Source organism: Pseudomonas fluorescens Q2-87, assembly GCF_000281895.1.
Lineage (GTDB): Bacteria > Pseudomonadota > Gammaproteobacteria > Pseudomonadales > Pseudomonadaceae > Aquipseudomonas > Aquipseudomonas fluorescens_S.
The window spans coordinates 3,141,152-3,167,434 of the sequence record NZ_CM001558.1 but is presented as its reverse complement, the minus strand read 5'-3'; the positions used below and the strand labels follow the sequence as shown (position 1 = coordinate 3,167,434).

General features: G+C 55.7%; 24 protein-coding genes. 15 read left to right on the top strand and 9 right to left on the bottom strand.

Features of this window, described 5'->3' with window-relative positions:
• Positions 1–15 precede the first annotated feature (15 nt).
• From PFLQ2_RS13745 to PFLQ2_RS13780, 8 genes are all read left to right on the top strand, one after another.
• Entirely contained in the window at positions 16–453 is a 438-nt protein-coding gene (locus tag PFLQ2_RS13745) for an Lrp/AsnC family transcriptional regulator (protein ID WP_033046029.1), read from the top strand.
• 276 nt (positions 454–729) lie between these two features.
• Positions 730–2,148 (top strand): aldehyde dehydrogenase family protein, encoded by a 1,419-nt coding sequence (locus tag PFLQ2_RS13750; RefSeq protein WP_003181891.1) that lies wholly within the window; start codon positions 730–732, stop codon positions 2,146–2,148.
• Between the two features lie 49 nt (positions 2,149–2,197).
• Positions 2,198–3,400, top strand: a complete 1,203-nt coding sequence (locus tag PFLQ2_RS13755) for a trans-sulfuration enzyme family protein (protein ID WP_003181888.1) — start codon at positions 2,198–2,200, stop codon at positions 3,398–3,400.
• Positions 3,401–3,541: 141 nt separating this feature from the next.
• Entirely contained in the window at positions 3,542–3,859 is a 318-nt protein-coding gene (locus tag PFLQ2_RS13760; RefSeq protein WP_003181886.1) for a DMT family transporter, read from the top strand.
• Between the two features lie 173 nt (positions 3,860–4,032).
• Positions 4,033–4,815, top strand: coding sequence for a transporter substrate-binding domain-containing protein (locus tag PFLQ2_RS13765; RefSeq protein ID WP_003181884.1), 783 nt, complete (start codon positions 4,033–4,035; stop codon positions 4,813–4,815).
• 52 nt (positions 4,816–4,867) lie between these two features.
• Entirely contained in the window at positions 4,868–5,596 is a 729-nt protein-coding gene (locus tag PFLQ2_RS13770) for an ABC transporter permease (RefSeq protein ID WP_003181882.1), read from the top strand.
• The gene (locus PFLQ2_RS13775; RefSeq protein WP_003181880.1) at positions 5,593–6,303 is read left to right on the top strand and encodes an ABC transporter permease; all 711 of its coding nucleotides are present in this window, start codon (positions 5,593–5,595) and stop codon (positions 6,301–6,303) included. Before PFLQ2_RS13770 ends, PFLQ2_RS13775 begins: the two co-directional genes overlap by 4 nt.
• A gap of 53 nt (positions 6,304–6,356) precedes the next feature.
• Entirely contained in the window at positions 6,357–7,118 is a 762-nt protein-coding gene (locus tag PFLQ2_RS13780) for an ABC transporter ATP-binding protein (RefSeq protein ID WP_003181878.1), read from the top strand.
• Positions 7,119–7,136: 18 nt separating this feature from the next.
• Here the strand turns inward: PFLQ2_RS13780 and PFLQ2_RS13785 are convergent, their stop codons facing one another.
• The 5 genes from PFLQ2_RS13785 to PFLQ2_RS13805 all read right to left on the bottom strand — a co-directional run bounded on the left by PFLQ2_RS13785 (position 7,137) and on the right by PFLQ2_RS13805 (position 12,172).
• On the bottom strand, positions 7,137–8,087 hold the full coding sequence (locus tag PFLQ2_RS13785; protein ID WP_003181876.1) for an alpha/beta hydrolase: 951 nt from the start codon (positions 8,085–8,087) through the stop codon (positions 7,137–7,139).
• A gap of 52 nt (positions 8,088–8,139) precedes the next feature.
• Positions 8,140–9,162, bottom strand: coding sequence for a transketolase family protein (locus PFLQ2_RS13790; RefSeq protein ID WP_003181874.1), 1,023 nt, complete (start codon positions 9,160–9,162; stop codon positions 8,140–8,142).
• Positions 9,159–10,007: a transketolase gene (locus PFLQ2_RS13795; protein WP_003181872.1), complete on the bottom strand. Its 849-nt coding sequence runs from the start codon at positions 10,005–10,007 to the stop codon at positions 9,159–9,161. The genes PFLQ2_RS13790 and PFLQ2_RS13795 overlap by 4 nt, the downstream gene beginning before the upstream one ends.
• Positions 10,008–10,024: 17 nt before the next feature.
• Entirely contained in the window at positions 10,025–11,326 is a 1,302-nt protein-coding gene (locus tag PFLQ2_RS13800; RefSeq protein WP_003181870.1) for an MFS transporter, read from the bottom strand.
• Positions 11,327–11,422: 96 nt separating this feature from the next.
• Positions 11,423–12,172 carry an SDR family NAD(P)-dependent oxidoreductase gene (locus PFLQ2_RS13805; protein WP_003181868.1) on the bottom strand — a complete coding sequence of 250 codons (750 nt, stop codon included), beginning with the start codon at positions 12,170–12,172 and terminating at the stop codon, positions 11,423–11,425.
• A 188-nt stretch (positions 12,173–12,360) separates the two neighbouring features.
• On the opposite strand from PFLQ2_RS13805, the gene PFLQ2_RS13810 reads away from it, so the two are divergent.
• Positions 12,361–13,278 (top strand): LysR substrate-binding domain-containing protein, encoded by a 918-nt coding sequence (locus PFLQ2_RS13810; RefSeq protein WP_033046508.1) that lies wholly within the window; start codon positions 12,361–12,363, stop codon positions 13,276–13,278.
• Positions 13,279–13,643: 365 nt separating this feature from the next.
• Here PFLQ2_RS13810 and PFLQ2_RS13815 read toward each other — a convergent pair whose 3' ends face one another.
• From PFLQ2_RS13815 to PFLQ2_RS13830, 4 genes are all read right to left on the bottom strand, one after another.
• A complete protein-coding gene (locus PFLQ2_RS13815) occupies positions 13,644–14,789 on the bottom strand; it encodes an MFS transporter (protein ID WP_003181863.1) in 1,146 nt (381 codons plus the stop codon).
• Between the two features lie 140 nt (positions 14,790–14,929).
• Positions 14,930–16,165, bottom strand: a complete 1,236-nt coding sequence (locus PFLQ2_RS13820) for an aromatic ring-hydroxylating oxygenase subunit alpha (protein WP_003181861.1) — start codon at positions 16,163–16,165, stop codon at positions 14,930–14,932.
• A 194-nt stretch (positions 16,166–16,359) separates the two neighbouring features.
• The gene (locus PFLQ2_RS13825; RefSeq protein ID WP_003181859.1) at positions 16,360–17,721 is read right to left on the bottom strand and encodes an MmgE/PrpD family protein; all 1,362 of its coding nucleotides are present in this window, start codon (positions 17,719–17,721) and stop codon (positions 16,360–16,362) included.
• Positions 17,722–17,852: 131 nt separating this feature from the next.
• A complete protein-coding gene (locus PFLQ2_RS13830; protein ID WP_003181858.1) occupies positions 17,853–18,809 on the bottom strand; it encodes a LysR substrate-binding domain-containing protein in 957 nt (318 codons plus the stop codon).
• Between the two features lie 365 nt (positions 18,810–19,174).
• Here PFLQ2_RS13830 and PFLQ2_RS13835 point away from each other — a divergent pair, with 365 nt between their 5' ends.
• From PFLQ2_RS13835 to PFLQ2_RS13860, 6 genes are all read left to right on the top strand, one after another.
• Positions 19,175–20,209: a quaternary amine ABC transporter ATP-binding protein gene (locus PFLQ2_RS13835; RefSeq protein WP_003181855.1), complete on the top strand. Its 1,035-nt coding sequence runs from the start codon at positions 19,175–19,177 to the stop codon at positions 20,207–20,209.
• A 46-nt stretch (positions 20,210–20,255) separates the two neighbouring features.
• Positions 20,256–21,209 (top strand): glycine betaine/L-proline ABC transporter permease ProW, encoded by a 954-nt coding sequence (gene proW, locus PFLQ2_RS13840; protein WP_003181853.1) that lies wholly within the window; start codon positions 20,256–20,258, stop codon positions 21,207–21,209.
• Between the two features lie 41 nt (positions 21,210–21,250).
• Complete coding sequence (gene proX / locus PFLQ2_RS13845; protein ID WP_003181851.1) at positions 21,251–22,276, top strand: glycine betaine/L-proline ABC transporter substrate-binding protein ProX; 1,026 nt, start codon at positions 21,251–21,253, stop codon at positions 22,274–22,276.
• A 98-nt stretch (positions 22,277–22,374) separates the two neighbouring features.
• On the top strand, positions 22,375–23,445 hold the full coding sequence (locus PFLQ2_RS13850; RefSeq protein ID WP_003181849.1) for a GlxA family transcriptional regulator: 1,071 nt from the start codon (positions 22,375–22,377) through the stop codon (positions 23,443–23,445).
• A 102-nt stretch (positions 23,446–23,547) separates the two neighbouring features.
• Positions 23,548–24,867, top strand: a complete 1,320-nt coding sequence (locus PFLQ2_RS13855; RefSeq protein ID WP_033046026.1) for an NAD(P)/FAD-dependent oxidoreductase — start codon at positions 23,548–23,550, stop codon at positions 24,865–24,867.
• 46 nt (positions 24,868–24,913) lie between these two features.
• Positions 24,914–26,242, top strand: a complete 1,329-nt coding sequence (locus tag PFLQ2_RS13860; protein WP_003181845.1) for an MFS transporter — start codon at positions 24,914–24,916, stop codon at positions 26,240–26,242.
• Positions 26,243–26,283 lie beyond the last annotated feature (41 nt).

The following is a 26,283-nucleotide window of genomic DNA, read 5'->3' as shown; positions in this document are numbered from 1 at the left end:
AGCTTGGAGCCAGAGATGAAACGTGTTCTCGATAAAACTGATGAAAAAATCCTGGAGGAGCTGACGCGCAATTCCCGCTTGGCGCACAACGACATTGCGATGAAGGTCAACTTGTCCAGGAACGCAGTCAGGCTGCGAATAGAACGGTTGGAGCGCGACGGTTATATCAGGGGCTATACAATTATCAAAGGCATGCCCTCCAGTGATGTCGGCCCGATCAATGCGTTGATATTTGTCTATCGTAAAGACCGCATGCGTGACTCGGAAGTTGTTCGTTCCGTTGGAGCGATGCCCGAGATTATCTCCTGCAATGTAATGAGCGGCGATCTTGATATTGTATTGACGGTTCAGGCAATGAGCGCCGATCGCATCCACAGGATATGGAATGAAGTTTCGGCGTTGCCGGGTGTGCTGAATACGATGACGTCGTTTGTTCTGTCCAGCGCAAAATAGCAAATTGTCCTGTTGTGCGAGCATTCTGCTCGCAACAACGTTCTGTTTGCCATATTCGTAAAGTCAAGTTGGCGGATTACTATCTCACTATCACAACATAACCATGAGACGCCCATCGTGACTGAGTATAAAAAAGCATTGCTTGGTTTTGGTGGTGTTAATCGCGCTCTGGCTCCGCTTATTGGGTGCGGGGGCAGGTCTTTTTGAAACGGCTTTTGCATTGCTCGCAGATACCGTGAGTATTCACACACAGAAAACCACGTCAGGTCAGTCATCATGAATAGCTTGAGTCTCTCGCTGGCTGCTGATTACAAGGCCATCACGGTGTTCAGTCCGTTCGACGGTAGCAAGGTAGGCGAAGTGGCAGACATGCCTGCGTCATCCGCCACCACGATAGTCGATACCGCGATTTTAGGTGCCTCGATTGCCAAGCAGATGCCGCGACATGAGCGCGCGCGCATTTTGGAGAAAGCCGCAGGTTCAGTCGAGCGTGACAAGGATACCTTCGCCAAATTGATCGTCGCGGAGTCTGGCAAAACGCTCAAGCAGGCGAGAAAGGAAGTGCTGCGCTGCGTCAACACGTTGAAGCTGTCTGCCGAAGAGGCCAAGCGTAACGCCGGGGAGGTCATCCCTTTTGATGCCTATGCCGGGTCTGAAGCCCGTCAGGGATGGTTCACTCGTGAACCGTTGGGCGTCATCGTCGCCATCACGCCTTACAACGACCCGCTTAATCTGGTTGCGCATAAGTTGGGGCCTGCCATTGCTGGGGGGAACGCGGTTGTTCTCAAGCCGTCCGAGCTCACGCCGCTATCAGCCATCAAGCTGGTCGAGTGCTTGATCGATGCGGGCCTGCCTCCGGTTGTCGTCACCGTTGCCACCGGAGGCGCCGCGCTGGGCAAGGCGCTGGTCGCCCATCGCGCCGTGCGCATGGTGTCGTTCACTGGCGGCTTTGTCACAGGTGAGCAGATCTCTCGCACGGCCGGCTTGAAGAAACTGGTCATGGATCTTGGCGGTAACGCACCGGTCATTGTGATGGCTGATTGTGACTTGGATGAAACAGTCGATTCATGCGTGTCGGGAGCTTTCTGGGCAGCCGGTCAAAACTGCATCGGTACCCAGCGGATCCTCATCGAGGCTCCACTCTACGAATTATTCAAAACGCGTTTTGTTGAAAAGACCCGGCAATTGATCGTCGGCAACCCTGCTGATGAGCAGACAGACGTGGGGCCGATGATTACCGAGGCGTCAGCCAAGCGTACCGAAGCGGTGGTAAACGACGCCATCACCAACGGCGCCAACGTGTTGTCTGGCAATACACGCAACGGTTCGCTCTATTCACCGACCGTCCTGGAAGGCGTCGACCGCTATTGCAGGTTGTGGTGCGAAGAAGCGTTCAGCCCGGTAGTCATCCTCCAGAGCGTCGCCTCCCTGGATGAAGCGTTGGCGCTGGCTAACGAACTTGAATACAGCCTGCATGCCGGGATCTTCACCAGCAATCTGAACGTTGCAATGACAGCAGCCAAACGACTGGAGGCGGGCGGGGTGATGATCAACGACTCTTCGGACTATCGCTTTGATGCAATGCCTTTCGGCGGTTTCAAGTACGCAAGCATGGGCCGTGAGGGGGTTCGTTTTGCCTACGAAGATATGACGCAGCCCAAGGTCATTTGCATTAACGGTGTGAGTGGAAGCTGAGCAACACCCTCGACTCCAGAACGAATCACAACAATAAAGAGGAATTGACATGCGTCCCGATAAACACAATCTTTTGACATTATCTGCAGCGACGCTGGCTGTTCATGGCGGGAACGTCGCGGATGTCACCAGTGGCGCTGTCCGTACGCCATTGGTCATGGCTAACTCCTATCTCCTCCCGGAAGATCCGGCGACCATGGACTGGTCCAGCCCGGATGGTCTCGTATATACGCGTAATCAAGGTCATAACCAGGTCTGTCTTGAAAAGAAGCTCGCAGCCCTCGAGGGATGTGACGACGCGGTGGTTTTCGCGACCGGCGTCGCGGCGTTGCACTCGGTGTTCTTTTCATTCTTGAAAAGCGGTGACCATGTCATTGTCAGTGACATCACCTACCAGGCAGTCTGGCGCCTGTTCGCAGAGCTACTGCCTGAACGTTATGGTATTGAAGCAACGTTCGTAGACGTCGGTGACCTGGAGTCGGTGCGTAAAGCCATTCGGCCCAATACCAAGCTGATCCACACCGAAACGATCGCCAACCCCACCACAAAGGTTGCAGACATCAGCGCGTTGGCTGAAATTGCACATGCCCACGGCGCACTTATCTCAGTGGACGCCACGTTCACTCCGCCTCCATTTTTCCGCGCAAGCGAACACGGCGTCGACTTCGTCATTCACTCATTGACCAAGTACATCAATGGGCATGGCGACGCCATGGGCGGGGTGGTGATTGGCTCCAATCAGCTGATCAACAAGATCAAAAATGATGCACTGGTGGATCTTGGCGCGACCATTTCCCCATTCAACGCGTGGATGATAATGCGTGGTTCAGTCACGTTGCCACTGCGCCTGAAGCAGTTGCTGGATACGGCTGAAAGGCTCGCTCGGTTTCTGGACTCCGACGATCGGATTGCCTACGTCTATTACCCGGGTTTGCCTTCCCATCCGCAGCATGAGCTGGCGAGACGGCAATTTGCAGGCAAAGGCTTCGGGGCGGTGATGGCCTTTGCGGTGAAGGGCGATCCTGATGCGCAGAACCGGTTTGTTTCGAATCTGCGCATCATCACTTCAGCTGTTTCTCTAGGGCATGACGAATCCCTGATCGTGCATGTGGGCGCGGAAGGTCGGGGGGGCTTTGACAAGTATCCCGAAGAGTTCCGCCAATACGGTCATTTGCGTTTTTCTGTGGGATTGGAAGACCCGGAAGACTTGATAAAAGATATTGGCTTCGCGCTGGACGAAACATTCAATTGATTTAAATACAGGCATCACGCAACCAGGGTTTGGTCAACCCGTTTTTTTACCCCCGTGCTCGCGGGGGTCTTTTTAATAATCGCTGATTGAATTGCCTGCGTTCGTGGCCAGTTATCTATTTTTTGTATTCGGGAGAGCGTCGTGGCTTGGATAAGTTTGATCGTGGCAGGAATATTTGAAGTGGTCTGGGCTTTTTCGATGAAACAATCTGAAGGGTTTACGCGATTAGGGCCAACGGTTATTACCTTTATCACCGTGATTGCCAGTTTCGCCTTGTTGTCGTTCTCGATGAAGAGCTTGCCGCTCGGCACGGCGTATACCATCTGGACCGGTATCGGCGCTGTGGGCGCCTTCGCGGCGGGTATTTTCTTCATGGGGGAGCCCGCCAGCCTGTTGCGGATCGTGGCGGCTGTTTTGATTGTCAGCGGCTTGCTGATGATGAAACTTGTGTCCGCCTGAAAGCGAGCATTTTGCTCATGATAACGTTCAGTTTGCCATATTCGTAAAGTCACTGTGGTCAGGTAACGTTTATGTAAGGCGCTGGCCTGTAACTAATAATATAGAGTGCCAAGTTTTAACGCAGTCAGATGTCTACTGCCCTTAATCCAACTACAATATCTAGGGATGTACTTATGATTTCGCTGAAAAAACTGTATTTGATAATGTTCTTTGCACTGTGCACAAACGCGGTGTCAGCCAAAGAGTACGCCACCTTGCGTTTCGGAGTGGATGCCAGCTACGCGCCGTTTGAATTCAAGGCGGCCGATGGCAGCCTCAAGGGATTCGACATTGATTTAGGCAATGCGATTTGTGCAAAGCTTCAAGTCAAATGCTTATGGGTGGAGAGCGATTTTGATGGCTTGATTCCCGGTCTCAGGGCCGGCAAGTTCGACGGCATTCTCTCGTCAATGACCGTGACGCCGCCGCGTGAAAAAGCGATCGATTTTTCAAATGAGCTGTTTTCCGGATTCACGTCTTATGTGTTCAAGAAAGGCTCGGGCCTGAGCTCAGATGTGGCGTCACTCAAGGGCAAGACGGTTGGCTACTTCCAAGGCAGTATCCAGGAAGCCTACGCCAAGGCTGTCCTGGACAAGGCTGGCGTAAAGATCCAGTCCTATCAAAACCAGGACCAGGTGTATTACGACCTGGTAGCTGGGCGGCTCGATGCATCCCTGCAGGACACCCTCCAAGCGCAGCTGGGATTTATCATGTCACCTCAGGGCGCCGATTACGAAATGAGCCCACCGGTCGATAGCCCGTATCTTCCCACCAAAACCGCCATCGGCATTGCCAAGGGCGATGCGCAACTCAAGGCTCTGCTGGATAAAGCGATCCAGGCCCTGCACGACGAAGGCACTTACGATTCGATCCAGAAGCAACACTTTGGCGATCTGAATCTGTACAGCGGCAAATAACCCCCCAGCGCTCGTCCGTTGGATGGGCGTCTATCGCTATAGGTTGTCGATCATGTTCGAAACACTATTAGGTGCCCTGGGGCTCGGCGCATTCAGCATGAAAGGGTTCGGTCCCTTGCTGCTCGAGGGTGCCTGGATGACCGTCAAGCTCTCGTTGTCCGCCCTGGCGCTCAGCGTATTGCTCGGGCTGATCGGGGCCAGTGCCAAACTTTCCAGCCTCAAGCTGCTGCGCTTGCCGGCGCAGCTCTACACAACGCTGATTCGTGGGGTGCCGGACCTGGTATTGATGCTGTTGATTTTCTACAGCCTGCAAACCTGGCTGACGGTTATCACGGACGCGTTGGACTGGGAGTACATCGAGATCAACCCCTTCGTCGCCGGCATCATCACCCTGGGGTTCATCTATGGCGCCTATTTCACCGAAACCTTCCGCGGCGCCATGCTGGCCGTTCCCCGTGGCCAGGTCGAAGCGGCTACCGCGTATGGGCTAAGTCGCGTCCAACGTTTTCGCTTCGTGGTCTTCCCGCAAATGATGCGGTTCGCGCTTCCGGGTCTTGGCAATAACTGGATGGTGATCCTGAAAGCCACCGCACTGGTGTCGATCATCGGCCTGGCCGACTTGGTGAAGGCTGCTCAGGACGCAGGAAAGAGCACCTACCAGTTGTTCTTTTTTCTGATATTGGCGGCGCTGGCATACCTGGTCATCACCAGCATCTCCAATGTCGTCCTGCGTTGCCTGGAGCGGTATTTCGCGGCGGGCTCACGGGAGGCGGTGCGATGATCGAATTGTTGCAGGAATACTGGCGCTCTTTCGTCTACAGCGATGGAAGCCAAATCACCGGTTTGGCAATGACGCTGTGGTTGCTCAGCGCATCGATTTTCATTGGATTCGTCGTGTCGATTCCACTGTCCATCGCTCGCGTTTCACCCAGGTTCTACGTGCGCTGGCCGGTGCAGTTCTACACGTACCTGTTCAGGGGAACACCGCTCTATATCCAGTTGCTGATCTGCTACACCGGCATCTACAGCTTGGCTGCGGTACGTGCCCAGCCGGTGCTGGATGCGTTTTTCCGCGATGCCATGAACTGCACCATTCTTGCCTTCGCCTTGAATACTTGCGCCTACACCACCGAAATATTTGCCGGGGCCATTCGCAACGTCGCCCATGGCGAGGTCGAGGCTGCGAAAGCGTATGGCCTCTCAGGCTGGAAGCTCTACGCCTTTGTGATCATGCCTTCAGCACTGCGTCGTTCGCTGCCGTATTACAGCAACGAAGTCATTCTGATGCTGCATTCGACCACGGTGGCGTTCACCGCCACGGTGCCAGACATTCTCAAAGTGGCGCGTGACGCCAACTCCGCAACTTTCTTGACCTTTCAATCGTTTGGGATCGCGGCGCTGATCTATCTGGCAGTGACTTTTGCCCTGGTCGGCCTGTTCCGAGTCGCCGAACGTCATTGGCTGGCTTTCCTGGGCCCGGCGCACTGAGCCCTTGCCTGACACGGCTGCTGCCATTCCGCTTTAGAGGATGATTACCGAAAATGTACAAATTGACCGTTGACGGCCTGCACAAGAAATACGGTAGCCACGAGGTGCTCAAAGGGGTTTCCCTTCAAGCGGAAACAGGTGATGTCATCAGCCTGATTGGCGCGAGCGGCTCCGGGAAGAGCACGTTCCTGCGCTGTATCAATTTTCTTGAAACCCCTGATGACGTTGCCATGAGCCTGGATGGAAAACCGATCCGCATGGTTAAAAACCATACTGGATTGCGGGTGGCGGATGATCGAGAACTGCAGCGATTGCGCACCCGCTTGGCCATGGTGTTCCAGCATTTCAATCTGTGGGGGCATATGTCCGTGCTCGAGAACATCACCATTGCCCCACGTCGTGTGCTGGGCATCAGCAAAAAGGATGCAGAAGACCGTGCCCGACGGTACTTGGATAAAGTCGGCTTGCCTGCCCGTGTTGCCGATCAGTTCCCTGCGTTTCTTTCAGGCGGCCAACAGCAGCGCGTAGCGATTGCCCGTGCGCTGGCCATGGAGCCGGAGGTCATGTTGTTCGACGAACCCACTTCAGCGCTGGACCCGGAGGTGGTGGGCGAAGTATTGAAGGTTATCCAGGGGCTCGCCGAAGAAGGCCGGACCATGATCATGGTGACCCATGAAATGGGATTTGCACGCAAGGTGTCGAACCAACTGCTGTTTCTCCATCAGGGGCTTGTCGAAGAACAGGGTGGGCCAGAGATTCTGGATAACCCCCAAAGCGAGCGCCTGCAGCAGTTTCTGTCCAATGGGCTGAAGTGAAAGGCCTTGCCGTGAAGATCACGCTGACGCGGTCCACATTCTGCCAAGGGCAAGCGCGACATCGCTCCTGCATTGATCGGTCATTCGCCCGGGATACTGATCGAACATATGCGGGACGCCCGGGTAGACGTGAAGCTCGCTGGACACGCCTGAGCGGGAGAGTTTCAGTGCGAAGTCCACACCTTCCTCAAGAAAAAGATCCAAGCTTCCGACGCCGATAAAGCTGCGTGGCAACCCCCCTAGATCATCCGCCAGCGCGGGTGAAAACAGGCAGGCTTTTTCGTCTCGGGCGGCATACGACCCTTGCAGGCATTGCCAGCAAAACTGGTTGGCCTGTGGCCGCCAATTCAACGTGCCGGTGGTGGGATTGGCCGAAGGTGCTGCCGCCGAGCCGGTTCGGTGGTCGAGCATCGGGTAAATCATGAGCAGGCCTGCGACTGAATACTCGCGGCGCTCGCGAACCAGCAGGGCCAATGTGGCAGCCAGGCCGCCACCGGCACTGTGGCCCATGATCACGACTTTTTGCCGATCGAGGCCAAGCGCATGGCTTTGACGAAAAAGCCAGTCCAGCGCCGTGTAACAGTCCTCCAGCGGCGCAGGAAATGGATGTTCTGGAGCCAGCCGATAATCGACCGCGACGATCACCGCTTGCAACTCGTCAGCGAGATCGGCCAAGTAATCGTCGGCCATTTCCGGGCTTCCCAGCACGAAACCGCCGCCATGCAAGTAGAGGATAGAGGGGAGCGATGGGGTCTCAATAACAGGGGCAGGTCGGTAAATGCACAGGCGCACCCCATCGGCATCTGCGGTATCGCCTGTCCAGCGCTGTTCGCCGCGCGACGTCTCGGGGGTTTTCGAGTTCGCGCCTATTCGGGCTCGGATGCCGGGGAGGGCGGCGAGCGTCCATTCGCTGGAGGGTTCTTCAAGGAAAAACGCGTAATCGGGGTCCAGCAGGTGGTCAACGTTCAAGGGATACTTCCTCCTTGTCAGGGGGCTGATCGGCCCCCCGCCGATTTAAACCCTATAACCAACCCTTGATCTGCGTACACACAGCTTGGGTAGAAATACCGTAACGATCATGCAATGTCGGAAGCGCGCCAGCATCGAGAAAGGCGTCCGGCAAGGCGATTTGCCTGAACGTCGGCGTCACTGCATTGCGCAACAGCACGGTTGCCACCGCTTCGCCCAATCCGCCGATGATGGAATGATTTTCCGCCGTCACTACCAGTCGCCCCGGCTTCCTGGCCTCCGCCAGAATGGTTTGTTCATCCAAGGGCTTGATGGTGGGAACGTGCAGCACCGCGACATCCACGCCGTCAGCTTGAAGCGCCTTGGCCGCTTCCAGGGCGCGCATGGTCATCAAGCCAGTGGAAATGATCAAGACGTCATTGCCGGTGCGCAGGGTCTTGGCTTTGCCGATCTCGAATGTATAGTCATATTCGTCGAGCACCAGCGGTACGTTACCCCGCAGCAATCGCATGTACACCGGGCCTTGATGCGCCGCTATGGCGGGCACGGCCTGTTCGATTTCCAGGGCATCGCAGGGATCGACAATCATCAGGTTGGGCATGGCGCGCAAGATCGCCAAGTCATCAGTTGCCTGATGGCTGGGACCATACCCGGTCGTGAGCCCGGGCAAGCCACAAACGATTTTGACGTTGAGGTTTTCCTCGGCAATCGCCATGCAAATGAAGTCATAGGCCCGGCGCGAAGCAAACACCGCGTAAGTGGTGGCGAAGGGCACGAATCCCTCCCGAGCCATGCCCGCCGCCGCGCTCATCAACAACTGCTCGGCCATGCCCATCTGGTAAAAACGCTCCGGGTGCGCTTTCGCAAAAATATGCAGGTCGGTGTATTTGGACAAGTCAGCCGATAAGCCCACGATATCCTGGCGCTGATCCGCGAGCGTGGCCAAGGCATGTCCAAAAGGTGCGGATCTGGTGGCCTGACCTTCAGCGGCAATCGATGCAATCATTGCGGAAGTTGTCAGTTTTTTCTTCACGGTCGCCGGCGCCTGAGCCGTAGTGTTGGTCGCGTTACTCATAGCGTCTTGCCTTCTTCGAGGTTGTTCAGGGCCACATCCCATTCATGCTCATCCACGCGGATGAAGTGAGTTTTTTCGCGGGTTTCCAGGAACGGCACGCCTTTGCCCATCTTGGTATCGCAAATGACCACGCGCGGTTGCGCGGCGCGATGGTGGCGGGCGGCGTCGAACGCCTTGACCAAAGCGTCGAGATCGTTGCCGTCTACCCGCTGGGTGAACCAGCCAAAGGCTTGCCATCGGTCAACGATGGGTTCAAATGCGAGCACCTCGCTGGAATGCCCGTCGGCTTGCTGGTTATTGACGTCGACGATGGCGATCAGGTTGTCGAGTTTCCAGTGCGAAGCGGACATGACCGCTTCCCAGGTAGACCCCTCATTCAGCTCGCCATCCGACAGCAGGTTGTAGACGAAAGAGGCGGATTGCTTGCGCTTCAAACCCAGGCAGGCGCCAACCGCGATACCCAGCCCCTGGCCCAGCGAGCCGCCGGTGATTTCCATGCCGGGGGTGTATGCGGCCATGCCGGACATGGGCAAGCGGCTGTCATCCGAACCGTAGGTTTCAAGCTCGTCCAGTGGAATGATTTCAGCTTCGATCAGCGCGGCGTATAGCGCGATCGCATAGTGGCCGATGGAAAGATAAAAGCGATCACGCTGTTCCCATTCGGGATCTTCGGGCTTGTAGTTCAAGGCATGAAAGTACGACACGGCCAGCAAATCTGCCGCGCCCAGCGCCTGGCCGACGTAGCCCTGGCCCTGGACTTGACCCATGCGCAAGGCATGGCGGCGAATGTTATGGGCACGCTGCACCAGGGTGGTGGACGACGCGCGAGATAATGTGACAGTCATGGAAATTCTCCGTTAACTCAACGATTGACCGACGCGGCTGGAATGCGCAGCACCAGGCAGGCACCGATACACAGCACAGCGGTAATCAGGTACATGCCAATGGCGCTCGAACCGGTCGTGGTAGTGACCCATCCAATCAGGTACGGCGAGCAGAAACCCGCAAGATTGGCGAAGCTGTTGATTCCGGCGATCCCCGCAGCGGCGGAGACGCCACCGAGCAATGTGGTGGGCAGCATCCAGAACAGCGAAGACGCCGAGAGCACACCTGCTGCTGCAAGGCACAGGCACAACACCGACAGCGTCAGGTTTGCGCCGAACACCGCCGCCAACGTGAGGCCCAGCGCGCCGGCGATCATGGGCCCGACCAGGTGCCAGCGGCGTTCTTGGTGCTTGTCGCCGCTGCGCCCCATGAGGACCATCGCGACGATGGCGCACAGGTAGGGGAGACTGGTCAGCAATCCGATGTACATCGGGTCGGCTACCCCGGCGTTGCGGATAAGCGTCGGCAACCAAAAGGTGATCGCGTATTGGCCCATGACTACGCAAAAGTAGATGCACGCGAGAGTCCAAAGGCGACGGTCCCGCAGGAACGCCCCGACCGATGCATGGGTGACCTTGCGGCTGTTGTCCTCGGCCAACTCTTTGCTCACCAGCGTTTTTTCTTCGTCGGTGAGCCAGGTCGCCTGGTGGACGCCATCCTTGAGGTAAGCCAGCACCATCAGGCCGACGATGACGGTCGGAATGGCTTCGATCACGAACATCCACTGCCAGCCCGCCCAGCCATGAAAACCTGCGAACTTGGTCATGATGTAGCCCGAGAGCGGCCCGCCGATCATCCCTGAGAGCGGAATGGCGATGAACCACAGCACGGTCATCTTGGCGCGGCGGTAGGAGGGGAACCAGTACGTGAGGTAAAGCAGCAAGCCCGGCGCGAGACCGGCCTCGGCGATACCCAGCAGAAAGCGCAACGTATAGAACTGCCAGGCGGTTTCGACGAAAGCGAAGAGGGCGGAAATGATGCCCCACGAGATCATGATGCGCGCGATCCAGCGCCGGGCACCGACCTTGTGAAGGATGAGGTTGCTTGGCACTTCGCAGAGGAAATAGCCAAGGAAGAACACGCCCGCGCCTAGGCCGTATACGGTCTCGCTCAGGGACAGGTCATTCATCATCTGCAGCTTTGCGAACCCGACATTTACCCGGTCAAGGTAAGCGCACAGGTAGCACAGCATCAGGAAAGGCATCAGTCGCCAGGCAGTTTTTCGATACGCGCTTGAGCGTACCGAGGACACAGCGTCGAGTGTCATGGTGGTCATCATGATGGTCTGATCTCTTGTTTTTATAGAACGCCGGACTTGCGGCCCGACGTATCTTCGATCCAGAACTTAATGGACAGCGTGTGGCAATCCCTGTCGTCAGTGGATCAACATGCCGCCGTTTACATCGAGCGTGATGCCGGTGAGGTAAGAGGACAAGTCGCTGGCAAGAAACAGCGCCGCATTGGCGACATCCTGGGCGGCGCCAAGCCGGCCCAGCGGGATGCTTTCGATGATGGCGTGGCGCCGATCATCCTGCATCAGGCCGCCGGTGATGTCGGTATGGATCAAACCTGGCGTGATGGAGTTGACGCGAATGTTGTCCGCGCCAAACTCCCGCGCCATGGCCTTGCCCAATCCGAGCACACCGGCCTTTGCCGCGCTGTAGTGCGGCCCGCCGAAAATTCCGCCGCCGCGCTGGGCAGAGACGGAGGACATGCAGACGATGCTGCCCGAAGCCTGGGAACGCATCGCCGGGATGACCGCCTGCGACATCAATAGCGTGCCGCGCAGGCTTACATCCAGAACCTTGTCATAATCGCTGGGACGAATGTCCAGGGTCTTGATCGGTTGCGTGATGCCGGCGTTATTGATGAGTATGTCGATACGGCCGTACTGCTCGATAACCTTGGCGACGGCTGCTTTGACTTGTGTCTCATCGGCGACGTTGGCGGCCAGGCCCAGATGGCCGTCGCCGAGGGAGGCCGCAGCGTCACGGGCGGCGGATTCGTCGAGATCCAGGATCACAACGCGGGCGCCGTGTTTGGCGAAGGTAATCGCCGTTGCGCGGCCGATACCACGTTCGGATGCAGCGCCAGTGATAATCGCGACTTTGCCTTGAAGAAGCATGAGGATTTCCTCTGATTGTTTTTATGGTTCGATTCAGTAATCGATGACTCAGAGTGGTCTCCGTCGGCAGGCCGAGCAATAACGCAAACGTCACTGCTACATGAATAAAATTCAGCGCTCGTCAACATAAGCCGCAAATGCTTGAATGGGATTACCCGTTCGAGACCAAAACAATAGGCTGGACACTGATGCACCAGGACGATATCCCTTCATCCAAGCTGCCACCGCTGAGAGCAATTCAAGCCTTCGAGCAAACCGCCCGTTTCGGCAACCTGGCAAGGGCCGCCGAAGTGCTGGACCTCACGCCCTCAGCGATCAGCCACCAACTGGCCAAGCTGGAGGTCATGATTGGGCGACAGTTGTTCGTCCGGGCGGCGCGCGGCGTAACGCTGACCCCCGTGGGTGCGCAGTACTTGAAGGACATTTCCGGTCTGTTGCAGAGTCTTGAAGTCGCTACGGAGCGGGCCGCGAGTGACGTGAGCCTGGATTGCCTGCGGCTGCATTCCTCACCCAGCTTCGGCTTGCTCTGGCTGATGCCCCGGTTGGAGTCGTTTCGCTTGACCAACCCGGACATCCAAATCAACTTGTCTTGCTCGTATGAATCGCTGCATTTCAGCCACGACAAGATCGATGTCGATATTCGTCATGGCCGGCCCGAGTGGCCCAGCTATGAAGTGCGCACCGTGCGCAACGAAAGCTTCGCTGTGCTGGCCTCGCCCAAGCTGATCGCGCGCTGCACGGTGAACACCGCCGCGGATCTGCTGGCGCAAGATCTGATTCTTTCCGAAGCGACCTTGCTCCGATGGCCCGAGTGGTTCGCCCAGCATGGCCTGGCACACCCCGAAAAACCCTACGCCTTGAGTTTTGACCGATCCTACATGAGCCTGGAAGCGGCGAGCCACGGCTTGGGATTCGCCCTCGAAAGCACACTGCTGGCGCAAAAATACCTCGCCAGCGGCTCACTGATTGAAGTCGCCCCCGAAGCGCTGAGCGCTGCGGTAGCTGCCCACCATCTGGTTTTCCCGAAGGCTCATTCCAGTTATCCCAGGGTCAGGCGATTTCTGGGATGGATGGAAGGGGAGTTAGGGCATGGTTTTGTGTTTTGAGGTTATGGCTGTTCGAAGGGTGAGTACCGTTTATTTTCTAGAGGCTCTCTGGATCGCCAAAGAACATTTTGACTGGGCTCTAAAACGGTAGTTACAGCCAGAAAACATAGAATTTTGCCCCAATTTTTGCCCCAATTGCACTGGGTGTGGGAGTGATCGCGAGTGGCGATTTATGACATGGATCTGGGTGGCCGTGGTTGGTATTCAGTGCGCCTCCCGATACTGGATGAGAACCCGAATGTGGCAAATCCGTGGTCGTTCGGAAAAGGATATGGAATATGAGTGGATATCCCTAAGCGAACTTGTCGGGCCTGTTTCTCAGCCCCTATTCAGCGATAATCTCTAGTTATCCAAATATTGATGGATCACACGCGCAGACAGTGCGCGGCAGCGCTCACAAATAGTAGAAGAAACACCAGGCCCCCTAACGCAAATGAAAGACTGCTCATATGGGCAACGAAACCGATCACCGCCGGGCCTATCAAAATTCCTGCATAGCCCATGGAGATAACCGCCGGTATGGCGACTCTTTGGGGCATGCGGTCCTGTTTTCCGGTGGCGGTAAACAGCACGGGAACAATGTTCGAGCATCCTGCGCCGAGCAATGCATATCCCAGTAACGAGGCAGGCCAGCCCTCGAATCCAAGCGATACGAGCATGCCGGTGGCAGCAATCATTCCGCCATAAGCCACCACGCGCACGCCGCCGAATCTGCGTACGAGGGCATCCCCTGTCAGCCGTCCCAGGGTCATCGCCGCCGCAAAACTGGCATAACCCAAGCCGGCCAAGGTGGGCTCCATGTTCCGGCTGGATACGAGAAAGACAGCACCCCAGTCCAGTACTGCGCCTTCGGTTAAAAAAACGATGAAGCACAGCGCGCCCAGTAAAAAGACAATGCCTTTTGGGATCGCAAAGATCGGGCCGTTTTTTTCGGTTCCATAGGTCAATAAACTTGGAATCGCTTTATACAGGCACCCCATTACCACGATGACGACGCACAGCACTGAAAACACCGGTTCTAATCCTATGCTCAACAGTGCAGTCAACGCGCCGGCACCCAGAATGCCTCCGACGCTGTACAGGCCATGGAACCCCGACTGAAGTGCCTCGCCACTGTTTTTTTCCACAATGATGGACTGAATGTTCATCGCACAATCCAGCATGCCCATAGCCGCGCCAAACAGCACTACGGCCAATGCCAGGCCCGGCAGCCAACTGAGGCTGCTCAACAGTACAAGCAATACACATAAAGTCGCAGTGGAACACACAATGACTGGGCGGCAGCCGTAACGTGCGGTGAGGTGCCCGGCAAACGGCATGGCAACAATCGACCCCACGCCCAGGCCCAGCAGCAAAAGCCCCAACCCGCTTTCGTCCAACCCCGTGCGCGCCTTGGCAAGCGGCACTAAGGGCGCCCATGCCGACATGACAAGCCCTGCGATCAGGAAAGCAATACGGGTTGACGTGCGTTCGCCGTAATTGGCGTTGATCGCTAACGATGACGTAGTCATTTGAATCACCCAAACAGGCACACGAAGAAAGGCCTGGCAGCGACTGCGCTGAGGCCTGGAAGGAGGAAGGGACAAGTTGCTAAGGCGTAAGCCTTTCAATGCACGACTGTATTGAAAGGCTTACCCATCAGGCATCGTTATTATCCGACAGACTTCAAGGGGATAGGCCCCTTGATCCTTTCCATCATGGTGGCGCAATACCAATCATCGAATTGGCAGACACCGGTCTCGGCGGTCTCGGAATACGGGCCTGGCTCATAAGAGGGTGAAGTCACACCACGCTGCGTGCCTTCTACCAGAGTGCGGTCCTGATCGTTGGTCGCGATCCATACCTTTGTCAGTCGATCAATGTCGTAGTCCACGCCTTCTACGGCAGTTTTGAGCACCAACCACTTGGTGGTCACCAAGGTTTCCGTCGCGCTGATGGGGAGCACGCGGAAGCTCAGAGCGTGGTCCCCCAGGAAGTGGTTCCACGTCGACGGATAGTTGAAGTACAGCAGTGCGCCGATATCCGCTTCGCCGGTGGTATCCAGGCGGCTGGTCACTGCGGGCTTGCCATCCATGGTGTAGCTCACCGCGCCCTTGGACAATGGGATGCGGGTCATGCGGAACTGGCCTTTGATGTCCATCACCAAGCGGCTCGGCAAGCCGGCTTTTTCGCATTTGTTCCAGTAAGCGGAAAGCTCGGGGTCGTCGTCGCCGCTGGTGCCGCCCACGGAAAGGTTGTCCACGAACGATTGCAGCAGCTCGGGGTGAGATCCGTCGCAGTGGTAGCACTCACGGTTATTTTCGAAGACCAGTTTCCAATTGCCTTTCTCGACGATATTGGACTCAAAGGCCACTTTGCAGTCATCGAGGTTATGCGGGGCGACAAAGGGGGTCACGGCGGTACGGAAGTGTTCGAAATCCGGTGCTTTGCTCGCGACACACACATAAATAAAGGTGTTCACGATTTCGCAGTGAACGCTTTTGAGGTTGTATTCGGATTTGTCGAAATCCTGCCCCATGTTCCCGGCGAATAGCAGGTTGCCGTCCAGCTCGTAGGTCCACTTGTGGTAAGGGCACACCATTTTGGCGACTTTGCCATGGTCGGCTTCACAAATCTTGGCGCCACGGTGGCGGCAAGCATTGTGAAATGCTCGCACCTGGCCGTCCTTGCCGCGTACCACAGCCACCGGGTAGTCACCCACTTGCAGCGTGAAGTACTGACCGGGCTTTTCCAGTTCAAACGTGTGTCCGGCGAAGATCCAGTCTTTGTGCCAAATTTGCTCAAGGTCCTGGCGATAGACGCCTTCGCTGCTATAGAGCTTTCCCGGGAGTGAGTGCCATGGTTTACGTTGGGCAATCAGGTCAAACACGGTTTCTTTATTATCCATCTTATCCTCCCAGGATAAATAACGTGAGCGCTCACCTTTAACGGTGACTTTTGTAGTGCTCTAAAAGTTCGGCATCGGTTGGCTGCTTAGTAGCGGTGCAATAACTTCATGGCCTTTTTTAGATAGATGACAGCCTAGGGGGCTGTCGCGACGCCCGCAAACGACATTTCGTAGGGGCAATCAATAATTCCAGGTTATCGATCAGCCGCTTCCTCGGAATGCGTAACGCCTGAAAATATAGGCTCCAGCGTCGTAATGGCTGAGTGCGCCTGACCCAATGAATGAATCGCGTGCTTCACCGCAAGGCTTCGTTCAACTCCAAGATTGCTACTGAACAGGTCGAATTTTCCATCCAGCTCAGCGGCCGTCATCGCGGTGTGCGGATCACCTTTTGCCGCTGTCACAGGGCTGACGATGATCGTACCGTCTTTCAAGGTAAGGGTAAGTCTGGAAAGAATTTCATCCGGGAAACGCGCGGAAATATCCGCCGCTTCGACAATCTCGATGCGTGAACTCAGCGAGAGAATATCGGGTGCGGTGATTGAGCCCCCCGTGATTTCATCAGGCCCCAGCTTGCCTCGCACAATCAGCGCTGCCAGCGGAAACGCCAACGCGTATTGGGCTTCATCTGCGTTACGTGGGGTATGGCCCTGCAGGCACATCGATTCGAAGAACGTTTCCACGCGAATTGTTTCAAGAGTGCTCGCGCTCACTTCGGGATGCTGGCGCTGTAATTCAAGCATTGCCGTCAAGGCGGGTTGTGCCCATCGGCATACGGGCCATGGTTTGAAGTACTGGCTATCGATTTCCCAGCGGTTTCCTATATCCGCCCAGTGCGGCGCGACACTTGGGTCTTCCACGATCTCCGCGGGGGCACCGGTCATGCCTGCCTGCGCCATCAACAGTGCATTCAAGCCAACGTAAGCGCCTGCTCCATGTGCATCGCGCAACATGGTCGGTGCCAGCACCACACGCATCATTGGGCAGCGTGCGCTGAAATACTCGGCAATGCCCAATGCGTGCCGAAAGGTCGGCTCATCGAACTCAAGCAATCGTGCTCCAGCACACACCACGCCCATGGCGGAAAAACCACCAGAAGCGTGGTAGGTGGGTGAGGTTGCCATCAATGCAGTGCCAGCGCGCAGCGCGGTTTCATAGCCAATGCACAGCACCGAAAGAAGTTCGTGCCCGCTGATCTCCAGGCCGTTGTGGTGCAATGCGTCGGCCAGGGCCAGCAACGCCGGAACCACCGTTGCGCCGGCGTGCCCTTTGGATTTGAAGTGCCCTTCGTGAGCGTCCAGGCTGTCTGCGGAAAATCCGCCAGCCCAGGCGGCTCCAAGCATACTGACGCGCTGGCCATCGAACATCAGCCGACTGGTGTACACACCACCGGGGTAGTGGAGGCGTGCATAGCTGCGCATTATCTCGCTGGTGTCATTGGATGCCGCACCGGCCATCACACCGACGATATCCAACAGGCTGTTTCTGAGTATCGCTTGCGTGTGGGCGGGTGCTTGTTGGAGATCGAAATCGCGACAAAATTCGAACAGTGACATCCCGGGCATTCCTTACGAAAATCATTATGGTGTCGCTGCACGATGATCCAGCGAGGGCTCACCGTTCCAGCAACATTTTCGTAGGGCAATCGATAACAAAAATGACGACTCTGCTTCTAAGGCATGCGGCGTCAGCGGGGGAACTTGGCCAGGAGCCATTCACGAAACCGGCGCAGCTCATCTTCGTTCTCGGCGTTTTCTCGACAGCTTAAGTAGTGCGAACTGTTGCGCAGCTGAACTTGCTGCTGGATCGGCCGCACCAACACCCCACGCTCTACCAGCCGGGTAACCAGGTGGTTCCAACCCAGGGCGATACCTTGGTGGGTCAGCACCATGCTGATCAGCAAGTTGTAGTCGTTGGCATTGAAAATCTGGGGGCTGTCTTGCGGGCGATCATCAATGTCAATCGACTGAAAGGCAAACCAGACACCCCAGTCAACGTGCTCGGCTACCTGGGATCGTCCGTAGGGGCTCAGGTTCAGCAGGGCTGAGTCTCTCAGGCCTTCGATCGTCGAGATTTCCGGGTGTTGCTCCAAAAATTGCGGGCTGCACACGGGATAGATCACGTCATGGCACAACGGGTAGCTTTTATAGTCGTCCCGGACACGGGCCATTTTGGTAATGAAGACGTCCGGCTGTACCCCGGGCTCCATGGTCAGGAAGTTCTGCGTCGTGACCAGGTTCAACTCAATGCCGGGGTTTTGTCTGATGAATTCGGGCAGGTGGTCTGACAGCCATAGGGCGGAAAAGGCGGGAGAGCAGCAGACGGTCAGCATTTTTTTGGAGGACTGGCTGCTGCGGATTCGCTCGGCTGCCTGGGCGATGTTTACAAATGACAGCTGCGCGGCATCAAAGAACACTGCCCCGGCAGAAGTCAGTTCGACAGCACGCCCTACGCGGTTGAAAAGCTGCGCACCCAAGTACTCCTCCAGCTCGCGAATCTGCCGGCTGATAGCCGCCTGCGAAACACAAAGCGCCTCGGCGCCGAGAGTGAAGCTCTCGTACTTGGCAGCCGCTACAAACGCTTTCACGGCCCTCAACGACGGCATTTTCAGCAGAATGCTGTCAGGGTCGACATGCTTTGACATCCTTACGTTCTCCTCATGCAGCCGCTCCCCAGCGAAGCGACGCGAGAGTAACTGAAGCCAGGCGGTAAAAACGGTGTGCAGGTCGTTTTTGAGACATTACGGGTCGTTCCTGTGTGCCGCAGCAAGAAAACTGTCCGCTTGAGACGATCTATAACCCGACGTTATCCAATTGTCCCTGTAAATGTAGTTGGAATTGACGGTGGGTTACTACTAAATTTGAAACATCCCTCTTTCCTAGGGGCCAAAAAATAATAAAAGGAAACCCGTCGTGAAACTCTCTATTCATTCCCGCTGCCGTTTAAAACTATTTTCGATCGTTTGCGCATCGCTTAAAGCGAATAGTGCTGAACACGAAGGGGCAAGGTATGACTAATTCCGACGAAATCATTTCCGTCAAAAATGTCTATAAGGTATTCGGCACTCAACCGGACCTTGCAATGAAGTTGCTGGCTGATGGGGCCTCGAAAGAAGAGGTCTTTAAAAAAACCGGGCAAGCTATTGGCGTCTTTGATGCGAACTTTTCCGTCCGCCGCGGCGAGATCTTTGTCATCATGGGGCTGTCGGGCTCCGGTAAGTCAACCATGGTCCGCTTGTTCAACCGCTTGATTGAACCCACCAGTGGCTCGATCTTTCTGAATGGTAAGGAAATCACCGGTCTGGCGGATAAAGACCTTCTGCAAGTGCGCAGGAAAGACATGGGCATGGTCTTTCAATCCTTTGCGCTGATGCCGCACATGAGCGTCATCGACAACGTCAGCTTTGGTTTGGAGATCAGCGGCGTCGCCGAGAAAGAACGCTACTGCCGCGCCATGGGCGCGCTGGCCCAGGTTGGGCTTGCTGGTCAGGAGTTCAGCTTTCCCCATCAACTCTCCGGCGGCATGCAACAGCGCGTCGGCCTCGCCCGAGCCCTGGCCAATGACCCGGCGATCCTGTTGATGGACGAGGCGTTTTCGGCCCTCGACCCGATGATTCGTAGCGAGATGCAGGGCGAATTGATTAAGCTTCAGGCCGAGCAGAACCGCACCATCATCTTCATTTCCCACGACATTGAAGAGGCCGTACGGATCGGCCACCGCATCGCAATCATGGAAGGCGGTCGGGTGGTGCAAATTGGTACACCGCGCGAGTTACTGTGCAACCCCATCAATAAATACGTGCGCGATTTCTTTAATGGATTCGACACCAGTCGAATCCTGAAAGCGGGCGATATCGCTCAACAGGACACCAGCATCACCTATGAGCCTGGTCGTCACACCCCCCTAAAAGCAGAAGCTTCGCTCAGAGAGATTCTGCATATCGTCGCGGCCTCCGCAACGCCTATGCCGGTGGTGGATGAAGTTGGCCTGTATAAGGGCTCGATTTCTCAAGGCCATCTTCTGAGCTGCCTGAATAATAGTTAATTTGAATAATCAGAGCAGTCTCAAGTTCTGAGGGCGAGGAAGTATCATGTCGGACTTTAATTATTTGGACCCGTTCCAAAGTTTCACTGTTCCATTGGGCGCTTGGGTTGAAGCGACGCTGACTTATCTGGTACATAACTTTCGGGAAGTCTTTCGCTCGATTCGATGGCCGGTTGACCAAGTGCTTGATGGTGTTCAGTGGGGCCTGCTTTCCGTGCCCCCCACAGTATTCATTCTTATCGCCGGATTGATCAGTTGGCAGATCGGCGGTAAACGAATCGCAATTTTCAGTATCGCTACATTGACCGGACTAGGCTTGATCGGTGTATGGGCCGATGCCATGGTGACTCTCGCTTTGGTCCTGACTTCATTACTCTTCTGTGCGGTTATTGGTATTCCCCTGGGCATCTTCTGTGCCCGCAGCGACCGAATGGAAGTGATCGTGCGTCCGGTGTTGGACGCGATGCAAACATTGCCTGCTTTCGTTTACCTGGTGCCTGTGGTGATGTTGTTTGGCATCGGTAACGTTCCAGGCGTGATCGTGACGATTATTTTCTCGGTTGCGCCCTTGGTGCGCCTGACCAACTTGGGCATTCGCCAGGTACCCGCCGATAAGGTCGAAGCCGCACGTGCGTTTGGCTGCACCGCCACCCAGATGCTGTTGAAGGTCCAACTGCCCCTTGCGGCGCCGACCATGATGGCCGGATTGAACCAGACACTTATGCTTTCACTTTCGATGGTCGTCGTTGCTTCGATGATATCCGTTGGCGGGCTTGGGCTGATGGTATTGAGCGGCATCGGCCGCCTGGACATGGGGCTGGCCAGCGTCGGCGGTGCTGGCCTGGTACTCCTGGCTGTCTTCCTCGATCGTTTGACCCAAGCGATGGGTGAGCGCAGCAGTGATCTGGCAACCGGCCAGCGTTGGTACGAAACCGGGCCGGTTGGCCTAGTGATGAAACTCAAGAAGAAAAAGAACGTAGCACACCCAGTGACTAACTAAGCACACCTGCTCACCTACTATAAATTCAAGCGTGGTGAAATATGAAACTTGCAAATCTCAAGCAAACCGTCGTCGCGACGCTGATGGCGTCCATGTTGGGTGCAACTGCATGTTCGGCAGCGTACGCCGCTGATGCAAACAAACCGGGTGACGGTGTTTCCATCACGCCTATTTTCCCGACTATCGCTGAAGAGCGTTTTCGCGGTGAGGTGGCGATTGCAGGCTTGAAAGACCTTGGCTATGACGTGAAGGCCCCAAAGGAAGTTGATTACCCCGCGATGTTCCTGGCGCTCTCCTATGGCGATGCGGATTTCACCGTGCATGAGTGGGAGAACCTGCACGCTGCCTTTTATAAGAAAGGCGGCGGCGACGACACCATGGTGAAAGTTGGCCAGGTCATGAAGGGCGTGCTGCAGGGCTACATGATCGACAAGAAAACAGCCGACGCATACAACATCAAGGATCTCTCGGATTTGAAGAAGCCGGAGATCGCCAAGCTGTTCGACGCCAATGGCGATGGCAAGGCAGACATGACAGGCTGCAACCCCGGTTGGGGCTGCGAAGTGATGGTTGAATACCACATGAAAGCCTATGGCCTGAGCCCAACCGTCGTGGACAACCGGGGTTCTTACTTCGCGCTGATGGCAGATACTATCGCCAGGTTCCAGCAGGGCAAACCCGTGTTGTATTTCACCTGGGTGCCGCAATGGATCTCCAGCGTGCTGGTGGAAGGGCGCGACGTCGTATGGCTGCCGGTTCCGTTCACCTCGTTGCCTGATGGCCAAGACAGTAAAGACACCTTTTATCAGGGTAAAAATCTCGGTTTCCCGGTGGATACCGTTAACGCTGTGATGAACAAAGAGTTTGCCGAGAAGAACCCGGTGGCTCGCAAGTTTCTGTCGGAAGTCAGTATCACCACGGACGACGAAAGTGCCCAGAACCTGCGCATGCAAAAGGGTGAGAAATCACTCGCTGACATCAAGCGCCATGCGGCCGAATGGATCAAGGCTCACCAGGCGCAATACGATGGTTGGTTGAGTGACGCGCGCGCCGCAGCCAAGCAATAGAAAACAGCAAGGAAAGTGCTGCCAGCTCGATTGAGCTGGCCGTACGCGGGACCGGCTGCGTTTGTTTTACGTAATAAAGTGATCAGGTGGCGAAGATAATGGATACCTTCCAAAGCTCGTTGAAGTTCCAGAATATTGGATTTCGGCAAACTACCGACTCGGTCGGTCATGAAAAAGTTGTACGGGTGGCATTCATTTTGCTCGACCACTTTTCATTAACCGCACTCTCAACAGCGATGGACGCGCTGGCGACCGGCAATCTGATCAACAGTAATACCGTCTACAAAGTATCGACGTATTCGCTCTTGGGCGGACTGGTTGAAAGTGATATCGGCATACCGTTGTCGTCGGAACGTTTGAACGTTGAAAAAATCAATCACGATGCACTTGTGGTTATCGGTGGCCAGCGGGTAAGGCTGTCCAGCAACCCCACCATTCGCCGCGCATTGAAAAAGGCGGCAGGGGGAAGGGGCATCGTCGCTGGTGTATGGAATGCTGCGTTTTACCTGGCCGATGCGGGCTTGCTCGATGACCAGGATTGCGCCTGTCATGCCGATAGTTGTGCGTTGATAAACGAGTATTACCCCCAAGTGAAAACGGGGGAGTCCGAATACACCTTTACCCAGCGGCGCGCGACGTGCGCTGGTGCTTCATCCACGCTGGATATGATCCTGGCAATCATGCAGGACCTCAGCTCACAGCGCGATGCTGATCTGGTGGATGAAATCAAACGTGTACATCAACCCAAAAAGCCTCAATTCAATACTGTAACCCTAGGTGCTGTCAGCCTGGTTAAACCGGTACCTCGCCCTCTGAACGTTGCGGTCTCGCTGATGGAAAACCACATTGAAGAACCCATGGAAATCGATGAGATCGCCAGCCACGTGGGGGTTTCGCGTAGACAGCTTGAGCGCAGATTTGCGCGCTATTTAAACGCGGCGCCCAACCGCTACTACCTGGAACTGCGACTTACCCGCGCCCGCCAACTGATTACTCAAAGTAATCGCTCGTTGACGGACGTGGCACTCGCTACCGGTTTTGTCAGCTATCCGCACTTTTATAAGCGCTTCAAGGATTTGTTCGGCCTGCCGCCCATGACGTTCCGGGATAACTACTATTCCAGCGACTTTAGCAATTCGGAACGCTATGCCATTGCGGCAGGTTTTTGAAACGCGTTTTGCCGCTGTGTCGTCGGTTAGTTACTCAGTTTATTTCGTCCTGCGCATTGTGTTGTGTTGGACCCGGTAATGCATTCAACTTAACGGCCTACTATTATGAAAGTTACCTCGTTACCCGCCGACGATAATAGCTGTGGCTGGTTTCATTTAAGCCGCCCGCGTAAGCCTAATCCCGCCCATCAGGGGCACAGTACTGCCCGTTGGGTGATTGTTGGTGCGGGCTTTACCGGGTTGGCGGCAGCACGGCAACTGGCGTTGAGTTTTCCGAATGACGAGATCGTGCTGGTTGAGGCTCAGGAGGTCGGCCTGGGGCCATCCGGCAGGAATGCCGGGTTCGCTATCGATCTGCCCCATGATATTGGGGCAGAGGATTACATCGGCGACATCACCCTCGCCAGGACCAGCCTGAAGCTCAATCTGGCGGGGCAATCCATTCTGCGCGACTTGGTCGATCAACATGGCATCGACTGTCAGATGAAGGCCTGCGGCAAGTATCAGGCGGCCGTGGAGGACCGCGGCATCGCGGTACTCGAAGCCTATCGGCGTGGGCTGGATAAGTTGGATCAGCCTTATCAAATGATTGAGCAAGATGAGCTGCCTCATCACCTGGGTACGCACTTCTACCGCAAAGCTTTATATACGCCAGGTGCCGTTCTGCTTCAGCCATCGGCACTGGTCAAGGGGCTCGCTGACCATCTGCCAGCCAACGTGACGTTGTATGAGCGTACGCCGATTCTCGAAGTTGAGTACGGTGCGAAAACCGTACTGAAACATGCCAATGGAAGTATCACCGCCGACAAGCTGATCCTCGCGAACAACTCATTTGGCATGCGCTTTGGTTTCCTCAAGGGCCGGATGCTGCCCATCTATACCTACGGCAGTATTACGCGGCAATTGACGCCAGAAGAGCAGGCACAACTCGGTGGAAAACCGTATTGGGGCGCGATCCCAGCTGATCCATTTGGGACCACCGTCAGGCGTACACCGGATAATCGCTTACTGATCAGAAACAGTTTTAGCTTTAATCCCGACGGCCGCAGCGACAGTCGATATAACGAGCGATTCCTACGCCGACATAAAGCCTCGTTTGATAAACGCTTTCCCATGTTGCCCAACGTCAATTTTGAATACACCTGGGGCGGTGCATTGGCCATGACTCGAAACCACAACGGTTTCTTTGGTGAGTTGGCCCCCAACGTTTATGGGGCATTGGGTTGCAATGGCCTAGGCGTGACCCGCGGCACAGTGACAGGGCAACTGCTTGCAGAGTGGCTCGCGGGCCAACGTGATGAACGGATCGACTTTCTATTGAACGCACCCGGGCCGAACAGTAACCCGCCGCAGCCGTTTCTCTCGTGGGGTGTCAACGCAAATCTTAAATGGGGGCAGTACCGCGCCGGTCGAGAAAGCTGAGGTCACTTTAGCTGGCTATTGCAAGCACTGAGGATAAGGACAAGAAATGAAGAGCGCTGTTGTTTCAATTGAAGACGTCCCGCTCAATGGGTTTCACCGGCTACTTACTGTTCGTTCAGGCGGCGGTTCCTTTGTTGACGGATACGTTCTGAGTATTATCGGCGTCGCGCTGATACATATGTCAAAGTCCCTGGCGCTGGATGATTTCTGGGAGGGCATGATTGCCGCCTCCGCATTGATCGGGATTTTTTTCGGTGGCTTCCTGGGCGGTTGGTTGACCGATGTCATGGGGCGCAAACATCTCTTGTTTGCGGGGCCTACCTTATTCATCGTCGCGTCCCTGGCGCAATATTGGGCCGAGTCGGCCATCGTTATATTTTTCCTGCGGTTGTTGTTGGGTATTGCCGTTGGTATCGAATACCCAGTGGCAACATCGTTACTCGTCGAATTCCTTCCCAAGAAATTCCGTGGCCCACGATTGGCGATGCTGACCATCCTCTGGTTCGCTGGTGCCGCGACCGCCTACATCGTCGGCGAAGTCATGTTCAATGCATTGGGTTCGGATGCCTGGCGACTGGTACTGGCCAGCGCCGCAGTCATCGGCGTCCTGTTGTTTATCGTGCGTCTGGGCACGCCGGAATCACCGCGTTGGCTGATCAAGCAGGGGCGAACAGCGGAGGCCGAGGCGATTATCAAGCAGGTGTATGGCGAGCATTTCTCGCTGGCTAATCTGCCCGAGGAACCTTCCGGCGAAAAGATCACGATCTTCAATCTTGTGCATTCCGGTTACGGTAAGCGCATGTTGTTTGTGGTGGTGTTCTGGACCTGTTCTGTCGTGCCGCTGTTCGCTGTTTATGCATTCGCCCCCAAGGTGTTGGCGGCGTTGAAAATTACCGGTGATTCGGCCTCGCTGGGCTCGGTTGCGATCACATTGTTCTTCGTCATCGGCTGCATTATCTCCACCCGGATAATCAATTCGATCGGTCGGCGAAATCTGCTTATTTACAGTTTCCTGTGTTCAGGCTTGGCGTTGTTGGGTCTGGCCATCGGCCATGCGGGCCCTAGCCTTCTGGTGCTGTTCTTTTTCGTCGTTTACGCCCTGTTTATCGGCGGCGCACAAGTGCTCACACTGGTTTATCCCAATGAACTGTTTTCCACAGAAATTCGCGCTTTTGCGGTCGGCGTAGGCACGTCGCTCTCACGCATCGGGGCTGCCGCGGGCACTTACTTGGCGCCTATTTCATTGAACAAGTTAGGGGTCGCCGAGACCCTGTATGTCGCCGCCGCCATTTCGTTGGTGGGGCTCGTGTTGTCTTGGGTGCTGGCGCCTGAAACGCGGTCACTCAACCTGCAACAAGCCGCCTCGTTGAATTAGCAACCCCTGGATCAACCCTTGGAATTACTGGAGAAAACAGC

Excerpts from the sequence above, each read along its gene's own strand:
- PFLQ2_RS13860 (WP_003181845.1), top strand. The coding sequence starts at position 24,914 with ATGAAGAGCGCTGTTGTTTCAATTGAAGACGTCCCGCTCAATGGGTTT.
- PFLQ2_RS13830 (WP_003181858.1), bottom strand. The coding sequence starts at position 18,809 with ATGTCAAAGCATGTCGACCCTGACAGCATTCTGCTGAAAATGCCGTCG.
- PFLQ2_RS13820 (WP_003181861.1), bottom strand. The coding sequence starts at position 16,165 with ATGGATAATAAAGAAACCGTGTTTGACCTGATTGCCCAACGTAAACCA.
- PFLQ2_RS13805 (WP_003181868.1), bottom strand. The coding sequence starts at position 12,172 with ATGCTTCTTCAAGGCAAAGTCGCGATTATCACTGGCGCTGCATCCGAA.
- PFLQ2_RS13750 (WP_003181891.1), top strand. The coding sequence starts at position 730 with ATGAATAGCTTGAGTCTCTCGCTGGCTGCTGATTACAAGGCCATCACG.
- PFLQ2_RS13775 (WP_003181880.1), top strand. The coding sequence starts at position 5,593 with ATGATCGAATTGTTGCAGGAATACTGGCGCTCTTTCGTCTACAGCGAT.
- PFLQ2_RS13850 (WP_003181849.1), top strand. The coding sequence starts at position 22,375 with ATGGATACCTTCCAAAGCTCGTTGAAGTTCCAGAATATTGGATTTCGG.
- PFLQ2_RS13825 (WP_003181859.1), bottom strand. The coding sequence starts at position 17,721 with ATGTCACTGTTCGAATTTTGTCGCGATTTCGATCTCCAACAAGCACCC.
- PFLQ2_RS13765 (WP_003181884.1), top strand. The coding sequence starts at position 4,033 with ATGATTTCGCTGAAAAAACTGTATTTGATAATGTTCTTTGCACTGTGC.
- proW (WP_003181853.1), top strand. The coding sequence starts at position 20,256 with ATGTCGGACTTTAATTATTTGGACCCGTTCCAAAGTTTCACTGTTCCA.
- PFLQ2_RS13755 (WP_003181888.1), top strand. The coding sequence starts at position 2,198 with ATGCGTCCCGATAAACACAATCTTTTGACATTATCTGCAGCGACGCTG.
- PFLQ2_RS13745 (WP_033046029.1), top strand. The coding sequence starts at position 16 with ATGAAACGTGTTCTCGATAAAACTGATGAAAAAATCCTGGAGGAGCTG.
- proX (WP_003181851.1), top strand. The coding sequence starts at position 21,251 with ATGAAACTTGCAAATCTCAAGCAAACCGTCGTCGCGACGCTGATGGCG.
- PFLQ2_RS13810 (WP_033046508.1), top strand. The coding sequence starts at position 12,361 with ATGCACCAGGACGATATCCCTTCATCCAAGCTGCCACCGCTGAGAGCA.
- PFLQ2_RS13790 (WP_003181874.1), bottom strand. The coding sequence starts at position 9,162 with ATGAGTAACGCGACCAACACTACGGCTCAGGCGCCGGCGACCGTGAAG.
- PFLQ2_RS13780 (WP_003181878.1), top strand. The coding sequence starts at position 6,357 with ATGTACAAATTGACCGTTGACGGCCTGCACAAGAAATACGGTAGCCAC.
- PFLQ2_RS13795 (WP_003181872.1), bottom strand. The coding sequence starts at position 10,007 with ATGACTGTCACATTATCTCGCGCGTCGTCCACCACCCTGGTGCAGCGT.
- PFLQ2_RS13815 (WP_003181863.1), bottom strand. The coding sequence starts at position 14,789 with ATGACTACGTCATCGTTAGCGATCAACGCCAATTACGGCGAACGCACG.
- PFLQ2_RS13835 (WP_003181855.1), top strand. The coding sequence starts at position 19,175 with ATGACTAATTCCGACGAAATCATTTCCGTCAAAAATGTCTATAAGGTA.
- PFLQ2_RS13800 (WP_003181870.1), bottom strand. The coding sequence starts at position 11,326 with ATGATGACCACCATGACACTCGACGCTGTGTCCTCGGTACGCTCAAGC.
- PFLQ2_RS13770 (WP_003181882.1), top strand. The coding sequence starts at position 4,868 with ATGTTCGAAACACTATTAGGTGCCCTGGGGCTCGGCGCATTCAGCATG.